6 protein-coding genes are annotated in these 12,224 nt (G+C 58.7%); 3 read left to right on the top strand and 3 right to left on the bottom strand.

What is annotated here, in order from left to right:
- Positions 1 to 58: 58 nt before the first annotated feature.
- Positions 59 to 808, bottom strand: coding sequence for an AraC family transcriptional regulator (locus H1B37_RS31855; RefSeq protein WP_182871335.1), 750 nt, complete (start codon positions 806 to 808; stop codon positions 59 to 61).
- A gap of 151 nt (positions 809 to 959) precedes the next feature.
- On the opposite strand from H1B37_RS31855, the gene H1B37_RS31850 reads away from it, so the two are divergent.
- From H1B37_RS31850 to H1B37_RS31840, 3 genes are all read left to right on the top strand, one after another.
- A complete protein-coding gene (locus H1B37_RS31850) occupies positions 960 to 4,193 on the top strand; it encodes a DUF1553 domain-containing protein (RefSeq protein ID WP_182871334.1) in 3,234 nt (1,077 codons plus the stop codon).
- A gap of 138 nt (positions 4,194 to 4,331) precedes the next feature.
- Positions 4,332 to 5,768, top strand: coding sequence for a DUF1501 domain-containing protein (locus H1B37_RS31845; RefSeq protein WP_182871333.1), 1,437 nt, complete (start codon positions 4,332 to 4,334; stop codon positions 5,766 to 5,768).
- Between the two features lie 289 nt (positions 5,769 to 6,057).
- A complete protein-coding gene (locus H1B37_RS31840) occupies positions 6,058 to 7,251 on the top strand; it encodes an aminotransferase class V-fold PLP-dependent enzyme (RefSeq protein WP_286178453.1) in 1,194 nt (397 codons plus the stop codon).
- 114 nt (positions 7,252 to 7,365) lie between these two features.
- On the opposite strand, the gene H1B37_RS31835 is transcribed toward H1B37_RS31840, so the two are convergent.
- Together H1B37_RS31835 and H1B37_RS31830 are read right to left on the bottom strand one after the other, a co-directional pair.
- Positions 7,366 to 10,818, bottom strand: coding sequence for a carboxypeptidase-like regulatory domain-containing protein (locus H1B37_RS31835; protein ID WP_182871332.1), 3,453 nt, complete (start codon positions 10,816 to 10,818; stop codon positions 7,366 to 7,368).
- An 8-nt stretch (positions 10,819 to 10,826) separates the two neighbouring features.
- Positions 10,827 to 11,843 carry a hypothetical protein gene (locus tag H1B37_RS31830; protein WP_182871331.1) on the bottom strand — a complete coding sequence of 339 codons (1,017 nt, stop codon included), beginning with the start codon at positions 11,841 to 11,843 and terminating at the stop codon, positions 10,827 to 10,829.
- Positions 11,844 to 12,224 lie beyond the last annotated feature (381 nt).

Below are 12,224 nucleotides of genomic sequence, written 5' to 3'. Positions count from 1 at the left end.
CCGCGTTCCCGAACCTCCACCTGGGGAGAAGTGGTGCATCGGTGGTTCTAATCAAGCACTACGACTCATGACGAAACTGCCGTCGATAATCCGACGGTGAAACCATCATCAGCTGACGAAAACTGCGGCTGAAATGGGCGTGATCATAGAACCCGGTCGCCAGCGCGATTTGGGAAATCGTTTGCGACGTCTCGGTCAGTAACTTGGTCGCGTTTTCCACTCGAATGCGAACGAGGTATTGTCGCACCGAGCAGCCAAACGCCTTTCGAAACCGCCGCTCGAATTGGCTGACCGACAGATCCGCCATCTTGGCCAACAGAGGCGTCGTCAGCGGATCATCATAGTGTCGGTGCAGGTGCGCGATCACATCGGCAAACGCCGCGACCGTCCCGCCCGGAGAACGAAGCTCTTCGATTTGGCGTGAAAATCCTGCGATCCCGATCACGACTCCGCGGCGATCACGCAGCGGAATCTTGCTGGTCATCACCAATCGCGGCGACCCTTCCGCTTCGGGGGCACTTTCGATCCGGTTGCGAATCTCGCGCCCGCTGTCCATCACTTTCAGGTCATCGGCACGGTATTCGTCGGCCCGTTGCTTGGGGAAAAAGTCATGGTCGGTGCGACCGATCGCATCGCTCTCCTGGGCCACGCCACAATACTCGCAACCACGCCGATTGAGCGCGATGAATCGGCCGCGGCGGTCTTTGACAAAGAACGAGACGCTCGGCAACAAGTCGAATAGCCCCAGAATCTGGCCTTGGGGATCTAGCCGTTGGTAAAAACGCTCGGCAATCCTGGTATTTGTCATGCGTGAATTTTACACCGTTGTGATTGACCGGTGCAAGACATGCGGTTCCCGATCAACCAGAATCCTTGCACCCTAACAGGATAGCGCTGTGATGGTTTTGTCGCAGCACGCCGTTCAATCGAACTCTCCCGCGTCTGATGGATCATTCCCCATGATTCGACCATTCATTTTTGCCGCCACCGTTTTTCAATCGGCACTTTGCCTGGCCGAGGATCTTGATTTCAACCGAGACGTTCGGCCGATCCTGTCGGACAAGTGCTATTTTTGCCACGGGCCGGACGAGGAGAATCGCGAGGCCGGGTTGCGGCTGGACGTCCGCGAGGAGGCGATCGATTTGATCGCGTCGGGTGATTTGGTCGACCGAATCCGCAGCGAAGACGAGGATCGGTTGATGCCGCCGCCGCATTCGAATCTCAGCCTAAGCGAACAGGAAAAGCAGACGCTGGAGCGCTGGGTCGATGAAGGGGCCGCGTATGCCGAGCACTGGTCGTTCACGCTGTTGCCGGAAAGCGTCGCGGTGCCCACGCCAGAGGAACCCGCGTGGTGTCGCCAGACCATCGACCGGTTCGTACTGGATCGATTGGAGCGTCAAGCGATGTTGCCCAACCGGGCCGCCCCGCCGCAACGATGGCTCCGCCGCGCGACGTTGGATTTGACGGGTTTGCCGCCGACACCGGCGGAGATCCGTGCGTTTGAGGACGCGTTGGCCGAAGATGACAGTCGTCGCCATCGCGATGCGGTTTACCAATCGGTTGTCGATCGGTTGCTGCAATCCTCCCACTTCGGCCAGCACATGGCGGTCTCGTGGTTGGATGCCGCCCGCTACGCCGATTCGTATGGTTACCAGAGTGACAAGCTGAACACACAGTGGCCCTATCGTGACTGGGTGGTCGACGCACTCAACGAGAACCTGCCCTATGACGATTTCTTGACGTGGCAGCTGGCCGGTGACCTGTTGCCCGACGCGACACGGGAGCAGAAACTGGCGACGGCCTTCAATCGGATTCACCGGCTGAACAACGAAGGCGGGGCGGTGTTTGAAGAGTGGCGGGTCGAGAACGTCGCCGACCGCGTTCACACCTTCGGCACCGCGGTGCTGGGGCTGACCCTGGAATGTTGCCGCTGTCACGATCACAAGTACGACCCGATCCCGATGCGTGACTACTATTCGCTGTCCGCGTTCTTTAATTCGATCGACGAAAGCGGGGTTTATGACCGAACCGAAAAGGTTCCGTGCCCGTCGCTGTTGCTGCCGACCGAGCAGCAAGAAGCGGCATATCGCGAGGCGCTGGAGACGCTGCGTGCGGCCGAACAAAAGTACGCAGACGTAATGCGACAGTCCGAGCAGCGATTCCAATCGTGGAAACCGGATGCGGACTCCGCGCCAAGTATTCCCGACCTCCGACTGGCAATCGGATTTGACGTCGATTTTGACAAGTCCATCAAGGACCTCTATCACCCGTCGCAATCCGACCGGTCGTGGACGTCGATGCCCGCGTTGCAACCCGTCCAGGAGTGCGCGATCCCGCGGCTGGATCCGGCGCTGGCAGCAGACGAACGAAAGATCCGCGAAGCTGCCGAAGCGACTGAGAATGTCGTCGACGCCCAACAGGACGCTGCGCCTGAACCGGTCGGAACGACGCGCCGTGCGATCGCGTTGGACGGTGAACGCGGCGTCACCACGCATGGCGTCCCCGCCTTTGATCGCTGGACACCGTTTTCGGTCGTGGTGACGCTGCGGGACACCAATCGCACGCCCCATCGCAGCGTGATCGTGCATCACACCCGTGGCACCGATTGTGGCTACAACGGCTGGGACCTGACGATCGAAAACGGTCATCTGGAATCGCGGATGGCACGGGTTTGGCCGGGCAACGCGATGTCGGTTCGCACGATCGATCCGATTCCTGCCGACGCCTGGCACCAGGTCACCGCGACCTATGACGGCTCGTCACGAGCAGCCGGATTGCGACTGTATTTGGATGGTGTTCCGCTGCAGACGGAGACCTTACGTGACCAAGTGAAAAAGCGGGCCAACGTGGTGGTCGATCACGGGGGCGAATTCGTGATCGGGCAACGGTTTCGAGCGCGGGGATTCGCCGGCGGGTTGATCGATGACGTGCGAGTCTATGACCGGGCGTTGACCGTCCCCGAATTGAAACACTTAGCCACGGGTGAGCCGATCGCACGGACCGACGCCTACTTTGCCGCGGCGATCGACACACCGACTCGCCAAGCCCTGCAAACCTTGACCGACGCCAGGAAAGCGTTGGTCATGGCCGAAGAAGCGATGAACGAGATTCCGGTCATGGAAGAACTCGATCAGCCCCGTCCGGCACATATCCTCGCGCGTGGGCAATACGATGCACCGAAGAACGAAGACACGCGGGTCGAGCGCGACACGTTCTCCCAGTTCGGACTGCCGTTTCCAGACCAAGCACCGCGTGATCGATTGGGACTGGCCCGGTGGGTGACCGATCCGCGAAACCCGCTGACGGCACGCGTGGCCGTCAACCGACTGTGGGGCAATTTTTTCGCAAGCCCGCTGGTCCAAACACCGGAAAACTTTGGACTGCAAGGCGAACTACCGACCCATCCGGAGCTGCTGGATTGGTTGGCTCGCGATTTTGTCGACAACGGCTGGGATGTCAAACGCTTGTGTCGCCAGATCGTCTTGTCGTCGACCTACCGCCAGGATTCGCGTGTCGACGCGTCCAAACTGCAGCGTGACCCTGACAACGCGCTGCTCGCCCGCGGGCCGGCCAGTCGTCTGGCCGCCGAACAGATCCGCGACCTGGCGTTGGCCGCTTCGGAACTGATGAACGACGAACAAGGCGGGCCGCCGGTGTCGCCCTACCAGCCCGGCGGTGACCTGTGGCGTGAATCCAACGGCATGTCTCCGCCATACCAGCAATCGGTCGGCACCGCCCTTTACCGGCGATCGTTGTATTCGGTCTGGAAACGCACGGCGCCGCTGCCCAACATGCTGGCACTCGACGCCACAACGCGTGAGGTCTGCACGATGGAGCGTTCTCGCACCAACACGCCGCTTCAAGCGTTGGTACTGATGAACGACGTCCAATTCGTCGAAGCCGCACGCGGATTGGCCGAAACGGTGATGAAGCAAAATGACGATTCCGATCGGATCCAGCTCGCCTTCTTGAAATTGACCGGTCGTGATCCCGATGCGAACGAATTGAAACGTTTGTTGTCCTTGCTGGAAGACGAACAAGCTTACTTTGCCGACGAGCCCGAACGTGCCGCCGCACTGCTTGCGATCGGCCAGTCGACGGTCGCTTCGGACGTTCCACCGCCACAACTGGCCGCGATGACCGTGGTCTGTCAGGCGATGATGAACTTGGACGCAACGGTCTGGAAACGTTAAATGGCCGATCGTTTCTGTGGGTACGATGGCCCTTCCGGGCCGTCGTCCGCGGGACTCGCCGCGACGACCTAGAAAGGACGTCGTACAACCATTTGCTGATCGCATCACCCCCGTCTCCTTTCCTACCTGGTCAAAACCATGAACCCCAATTCACTCAGCCATGCCATGGCGGCCAATCGCCGTCTGTTTCTCAAAAGTAGCGGTGCCGGTGTCGCCTTAGGCAGCGCCGCGCTGGGCAATTTGATGGGACGCGAAACGCCAGCCGGGGACGTGGCCGGTGGCTTGCATTTTCCACCCAAAGCCAAACGCATCATCTATCTGTTCCAGTCCGGCGGACCGGCGCAGCAGGATTTATTCGATTACAAGCCGCTGTTGAACCAGATGAACGGCCAGGAATTGCCGGCGGAAGTACGCGGCGAGCAGCGTTTGACCGGTATGTCGGTCAACCAGTCGTCACTGCCGCTGGCGGGGTCGCAATTCAAATTTTCCCAGGCCGGCCAATCCGGCGCCTGGCTGAGCGATCTGTTGCCACACCATCGCGAGATCGCCGACGACGTGTGTTTCATCAAATCGATGTACACCGAGGCGATCAATCACGACCCCGCGATCACGCTTTTCCAAACCGGCTCGCAGATCGCCGGACGTCCGTCGCTGGGGGCTTGGTTGTCGTACGGACTCGGCAGCGTGAACGATGACCTGCCCGCCTTCATCGTGCTCGTCTCGGCCGGCCAAGGCGGCCAACCGTTGTACGCACGGTTGTGGGGCAACGGCTTTTTGGATTCCAAATACCAAGGCGTCCAGTTCCGCGGCGGCAGCGATCCGGTGTTGTATCTGTCGAATCCCGGCGGAGTCGATCGGGGCCGACGACGTGCCCAGTTGGATGCGATCAACGATTTGAATCAGCACCAATTCGCCAAGGAACTCGATCCCGAGATCGAATCGCGGATCGCCCAGTACGAGATGGCATTTCGGATGCAGGCCAGCGTGCCGGACGTCGCCGATTTTTCTGATGAACCGGAATCGACGTTCAAAATGTATGGCGAAGATGCCCGCAAGCCGGGAACCTTTGCGGCGAATTGTTTATTGGCCCGGCGGTTGGCCGAACGCGATGTTCGTTTCATCCAACTGTACCACCAAGGATGGGACCAACATTCGAACTTGCCCAAGGGGATTCGTGGTCAGGCGAAAGAAACCGACCAAGCATCGGCGGCCCTGATCAAGGACCTCAAGCAACACGGATTGTTGGATGATACGTTGGTGATTTGGGGCGGCGAATTTGGACGCACGTCGTATTCCCAGGGCGTGTTGACGGCTGACAATTATGGCCGCGATCACCATCCGCGCTGCTTCACCATGTGGATGGCCGGCGGAGGGATCAAGCCGGGAATCAGCTACGGCCAGACCGACGAGTTCGGCTACAACGTGATCGAAGACGGTGTCCATGTCCACGATTTCAACGCGACGATCCTGCACTTGATGGGAATCGACCACGAACGGCTGACGTACAAGTACCAGGGCCGACGGTTTCGCCTGACCGACGTGCACGGTGAATTGATTGAACCGATTCTGGCGTAGAAGTCGGTTGACATTACCGGCTAACCAAAGCTTCAGAATTTTTCACACCCTCTCTTTTAGAGGTCGTGCGGTTTTCGGGAATTCACCCTCCCTGGAAGGGAGGGTCGAGCGCAGCGAGGGGAGGGTCGATCCGTGGTATTTGGGTATAACTGAGCCACAACAAACCCTCCCCGCGTCGTCGCACTCCCCCTTTGCGACCCACCCAGAAAAATAGGGGGGAATGCGTAAATGTCTTGTCTATCCTCTATAGCGTTCGCACCCGCGGCAAACCCAACCCTCTACAGATCCATTGACCAACCCTTTCCGCTGCCACTGGCGACTCAATCCGGACATCGATTTCTTGAACCATGGTTCGTTCGGTGCGATGCCGATCGTGGTGATGGAGGACCAACGGCGTTGGATTGAGCGTCTCGAGCGCGACCCGATCGAGTTCCTGGGCCCCGAACGGTCGTTGCTGCCCAAACTCGATCACGTCCGCAACCGGATCGCTCAGCTGGTCGGTGCGGATTCTGAAGACCTGGCCTTTGTTCGCAACGCGACCGAAGGTGTCAACGCCGTGTTGCGATCGTTCCCGTTTGCGGCCGGTGACGAGGTGCTGATCACCAACCACGGTTACAACGCTTGTAACAATGCCGCCCGGTACGCGGCCGGGCAAAGCGGCGCGGCAGTGTCGGTCGCGGAGTTGCCGTTTCCGATTCGTTCAAGCTCTCAGGTCATCGATGCGATTGACCAGGCGATCACGTCCAAAACACGATTGTTGTTGATCGATCATGTGACCAGTCCGACGGGGCTGGTGTTGCCGGTCAAGGAACTGATTGAATTGGCACACCGGCGTGGGGTTCGCGTGATGATTGACGGCGCCCACGCGCCCGGGATGGTGCCGGTGGACCTTCGCGACTTGGACGTGGACTATTACACCGCCAATCACCACAAGTGGCTGTGCGGACCGAAGACGTCGGGGTTTCTGTACGTGCGTCGGGAACTGCAATCGACCGTTCACCCGACGACGATCAGCCACGGAGCGAACACACCAGAACTCGGGCGAACACCGTTCCTGGCTCAGTTCAATTGGATCGGGACCTACGACCCGACGCCGATTTTGGCGATGCCGACAGCGATCGAGTTCCTGAGCGGACTGGTCGAAGGCGGTTTACCGCAGTTAATGCGGAACAATCACGCGCTCGTTGTCGCCGGTCGCGAGTTGTTGTTGGATGCCTTGAACTGCTCGGCTCCGGCACCGACAGACATGCTCGGCAATCTGGCTTCGGTGCCCTTGCCGAGCGAGCGATTCGGCGACAAGACGGCCGCCAACGCACTCCAGCAGCGACTCTCTCGTGACCACCGAATCGAAGTCCCGGTTTTCCTGCTCGACGGCACACAGCCCTGTCTGCGGATCTCCGCCCAAGCGTACAACAGCATCGACCAATACCAGCGATTGGCCGACGCGCTGCGAAGCAGCACCGGGGAATCGCCTCAAGGCTAGACACCAACGCCGATGCCCGTGCCATTGGTAGATGCCCTCGTTTCGCTTGGCAATCCTAAAATTCAATGGGTACAGGACTCTGGTTTTCGCTGACCGGAGACTGGAGACGGAGCGTCAATCGAACAGTGAGGCGGCGATTCCGGAGACGATCAATAGCTTGCGTGAGTCGTTGCCCTCGATGTGGTTGTCCAGCAGGTCGTTGACCAGGTCATGAGCCCAATCGGGATCGATCGCTGCGGCGGCGTGCAAAGGCAACGCGTGGGAAAACATCACGGACTGATCGCGCTGTCCGAACAACCAAGACCAATCATCAAAACAGGGTTCGACCAGGGCCTTGGCGATGCCTGGGTTCACCGGAGCAAGATGAATCGCCAGGGTTGCGGTCGGAAAAAACGGTGTGATACGACTGGACTGATTCTCGATCCAGATCGATGCGAACAAGTATTCTTCGGCGAGGTCCGGATCCCAAAGCGCGACTTGCCCGATGCGTTCGGCCAACCAATGTCGCGGTTGGAAAATCATCGCTTCTTCGACGGGAGACTCCATGATTTGCAACGCTTGACGGGCCAATTCGGATTTTGTTTGTAGATCGGCATCGGAGGTTTTGGCCAATTCGAACAGGAAATCGGCTTTGCCGAGTTCATCGTCGCATCGCTCGGCAAGGGCCAATCCACGCTGGACATCACGATGTTTTAGATTCAGATACCCGGCGGTCATCCCCCGCGATGACAAGCGATCGATTCCCAGTCGTTTGCAGAGCGTTTCCGGAGACTGGTCACCGTATTCGGCGGCAAAACGAACGGCCAGCGTCTGCAAACGTTCGATCTCATCGGCGTAAGCCGTCAGCTCAATCAATTCGGATGCTTTTTCGGGGTCCACCGTGGCGTAGACGGGCAAGAAGATCCTGGCGACTCCGGCAAGCTTTTGACGCTCGCCGGCCGCCAAGACTTCAGCCAGTTTCGGATGGTCGGCGTAGGCGTCTAAAAGCATTTCTTTGGCCATCTCGACTTCACGCTGTTCGAGCAATTGGGCTGCCAGACGACCGATCGACGCCAGCGCGCCGTCGCCGGTCTGTTGTCGAGCCAAGACGAGCGCTTCGCCGAGCCATTCGAGCCGTTCCTCGGATTCGGTCGATTGATCCGCCAGAGAGAGTGAGAGGTGGAACACCATCTTGTCATCCAACAGCGGCAACACTCGCTTCCTTTGATCGGCATCCAGCCAGTTCATCTGAGCAATCAGCATCCCGACGGTTGATTTCATGTTGGGCAACTTCGCCAGTTCGGTAAGCTCGGCGAGGGCGGTGTCGAAATCGGTGACCGAAAGGGTACGGTAGTAGCTGGAAATTCGATGGACCGTGTCCGACGGATCCGGCCTTGTGAATCGTTGCAACATTCGACCGGCCAACGCTGCCGCGTCGACGGACGGATCGGATGCGGCGCGAATCAGTGGGCGTGAAAGCGGCCCGGAGTCCAGACGCTTCAGCTTGACGACGTCGAGCTGCTGACCGGCCGGTCGTACCAGCACGGCGGGGTGGTAGCCGTCGTGATGGATCGCGAAGACCGCCGTGCTGTCGGGGATTGAAATCATCGCTCGACCGTCGGCATCACTGCGATGACGTTGGTGTTCGACGTAGGCGCCGCGGCAGGCGATTCGGACGTCGGCGAGCGGGTGTTTGGTGTCTGCGTCGATCACCTGGACCGGTTGATCAATTGTCTTCCACTGGGGATGCATCGTGATCGACCCGAAATCCAGATCGGTCTTGTTGTTTCCGGCAATCGAAGCGTCTCGCCAATAAGTGGCTGTGGTGCGATAGCCGGGAGCATTTAGCTCAACGGAGATGTCGCGATTCCAATCGACGATCGGGCGCGATTCAAAGACGCCTTGCTGATCGGTTGCAATCGTCGATTTGCCGCCGAACAGGTCGACAGCCATGGAATCACGCCCGTTGTAAAGTTCCTGCTGGATCACTTGGGGTGTCCGTACGGTCACGCTGACACGCTGGATCGGTCTGCCGTCGGCATCGACGACACGGCCACGAATGGCAACGCCATGCCGGGGCACAATTTTCAGCACCACTTCATCTGTCTCGGACAACAAGGCCGAAACCGGTTGCTGCGTCATCATCGTTTCCTGCTGAGCGGTCAGCTGGACGGTGGCGTTTTCGAGGACATGATTGAATCGAAATTCGCCTTCGGCATCGCTGTACAAGGTTTGCGTTTTGGTGAAGCGTTCATCCTTGAATTGACATTCAACCTGTGCCGCAGCGATCGGAAGGCCTTGGTGATCGATCACTTTTCCGATCGCCGCCGACATTCGCTGCATCGGTGTCGGATCCAATTGCAGTTTTCCGTCGACCGGCAACTGTTGAGGATAGAGGTAAAAGCCCCCGGCTTTGATGTGTCGTCCGAGCACATCCTGTGGAAAATAGCTAATCCGGCTTCCGGGCGCGAACCAAATCTGAAATGCCCCGTCGTCGTCGGTGATGTCATCGGAGTGAGACAAAGAGAAATGCAGGACGGTGAGATCCGACAGTGGATCGCCAGTGTGCTCATCGACGATCTGGCCTTGAACGCGAATCCCGTCAAACCATTCGATCTGGTAGGACTGGTCTTCATCGATCGTCGCCGCAGTGGCTCGCTGGTACTGTGTCGTCAGCGGAACACTGCTGGGCATTTGTGAGGTGTAAACGAGGTTTCCGGGCGTCAGTTGAACCGGTGGCAGCGTGCCGTCGGCGCGCTGCACGGTGGTGCCCCAGGTGTAGACCTGCGTCGCACCTTGCGAGAACGAAAATTCCTGCGGCGACGATGCAACGGTGATGGCTGTTGAGAAAAACGGTGAATCCCGCTCGGGTTCGGATTCTGCGGTCCAGCGTCCCGCCGTTTTGTAAGTCTTGAGCGCGATCACACTCAACCGCCCGTCATCACCTCGCGTCACCGGTAATCGCTGATTCCCTAGCGAGTCGCTCCAGAGATAAACCATGGAAAGCCGCGCCGGATCAATCCACGTCGCTTGCGTTTTACCATCGGCGTCGGTGAAAGCCGATTCCGGGATCCCGTGGTATTTGGGAATCACGGTGGTGCCCCAAACCGCTGGGGCCAGCCGTGCGCCGGCGACGGAATCCCCTTGATCATCGACCACTGTAATTGTGCCTGTGGCCTGTGGTTTGAGCGTGACATCCAGCGGAACACCACACCGCAAGCGTGTCTGCAACAGTTCGCGGACATTCAAATCGTATCCGGGGGCCGCGACCACCAAGAGCGCACGGTCATGATGCAGAAAAGCTCGATGACGGCGTTGGATTGCAATTTCGTACTGTCCGCTGGAAACCGATGGGAGGGTGAGTTGCCCCGGGGTCTGATGCCATGTCCCGATATCCGGCCTGGACGTCAGGCCAACGATTCGAACGGTCGCGTCGTCAATCGGCTGACCGTTCCCATCAACAACACGAACCCGCACGAGGTCTCGATCCACGGTGTTCGCATCGGCGACCGAGAACCATCCCTGCCAGAGCAGAAACATCGCCAACGCCCATGACGCCCCCGCCTGTCTGATCAACAAATGATTCATCTGCTTCCCTATTGCTCGATTCCAAGAAACGGTTTGTCGCTCGCAGGCGGTTGATACGCTGGTCGTTTGACCGCAACCTGATGCCGGATCACTCCGCCCAACGGTCCGATATCGATCATCAGCCGTATCTGCATTTGTGGTTCAATCAGCCCGTTGGTGTTGAAGACCAGCGGGCATAAACTTCCGCACGCGAAACCGGAACTACGCCGGTCGATTACTTCGCCGGAACCGCTGGTGTTGACCAGCGTTGCGGCCAATCGACTTTCGTCACTCGGCTTTAAATCGCCCACCTCACATCGCACCAGCGTCAGGCCGGTTTCTGAGATACACTGCGGTAACACCGTCAATTTGCCGCCCAAATAGTCTCTCGCTGCGATCCGTGCTTCGAGACGCAATGCTCCAAGTAACTCACACGATGTCGTCTTTCCCTTTGCCACGCTAATTGTGTAGGGCAGCTTGGTGTCCAAGTTTTTAAATTCGATCGACCAGTAGCGACCGTCGCTGGCTTCGACGAACACTCTCTCTAGCCGATAGCTGCCCACCGGGATCCCGACCGCTTCGTCCACCAATTGGATTTCGCGATGGATCCCGCTGCGAGAAACCAAGGTCGCGTTCAGTTTTGAAATCACCGCGCCGGATCGCAGATGGTCCAAATCGACCCGAAGGGTCCCCATTCCACGAATCGGTATCAATCGAAGGCGCCACGGATTTTCCAGCAATCGAATCTCGTAGCGATCCGCTGTACCAACATCCCGCAGCCGCAACGGCCGGCCAGATGCGTGGCGTTCACTCAGCGGATGGAAGTGACCGTCGCGATCCAAATCGATGGACAACCGATCCGCGTTGCCCAGGTAGTCGCCGTCTCCGTCGCGATCGACCAGTTGCAACGCAAATTCATCGCCATCGATCAAAACGCGACCACGCAGTCGATCGTTGCCCTCCGGCTGCAGAAATATGAACGGTTCACTACCGCCGGCCGCTGCGACGACGACGGCCGCCAGCAGACACCCCATGAATCGAGTCATCTGATTCGCGTTCTCCGTGATGGCGAGAAAGAGCAAACGCCCCCTGTGTGACTTCGATAGTACAGTGGTCCATCACGGGCGTCAACAACCTGTTGACGGCTGTTCCGCACACTCATTTCGCTGTAGCAAATCACTTGGCTTTTTCCTGTGTTTGCTCCAATCCGGGTGCGATCCGCGTGATGCGCGGATCGAGTCGCCAATCACGCGTGTTTGCATTTGACAAGGTCGCTGACGGTCGGTTTTCCCGCAAGCCATTTCTTATAGACCGTGTCCCAGATTCCGCTCAGCAATATGCAGCGTAGGGCCGATGGGGATGTTGATCTACAAGCCGACTCGGATGCTACTGCCCTATGGTCTGGTGCTGCTGTCGCTCGTCTTTTT

Source organism: Stieleria mannarensis (assembly GCF_014154935.1).
Taxonomy (GTDB): Bacteria; Planctomycetota; Planctomycetia; order Pirellulales; family Pirellulaceae; genus Stieleria; species Stieleria mannarensis.
Note: the sequence above shows the minus strand (reverse complement) of the source record. Positions and strands in the feature narration are given on the sequence as shown.

Coding starts and splice junctions, on each gene's coding strand:
- H1B37_RS31845 (WP_182871333.1), top strand. CDS start 4,332: ATGAACCCCAATTCACTCAGCCATGCCATGGCGGCCAATCGCCGTCTG.
- H1B37_RS31850 (WP_182871334.1), top strand. CDS start 960: ATGATTCGACCATTCATTTTTGCCGCCACCGTTTTTCAATCGGCACTT.
- H1B37_RS31835 (WP_182871332.1), bottom strand. CDS start 10,818: ATGAATCATTTGTTGATCAGACAGGCGGGGGCGTCATGGGCGTTGGCG.
- H1B37_RS31855 (WP_182871335.1), bottom strand. CDS start 808: ATGACAAATACCAGGATTGCCGAGCGTTTTTACCAACGGCTAGATCCC.
- H1B37_RS31830 (WP_182871331.1), bottom strand. CDS start 11,843: ATGACTCGATTCATGGGGTGTCTGCTGGCGGCCGTCGTCGTCGCAGCG.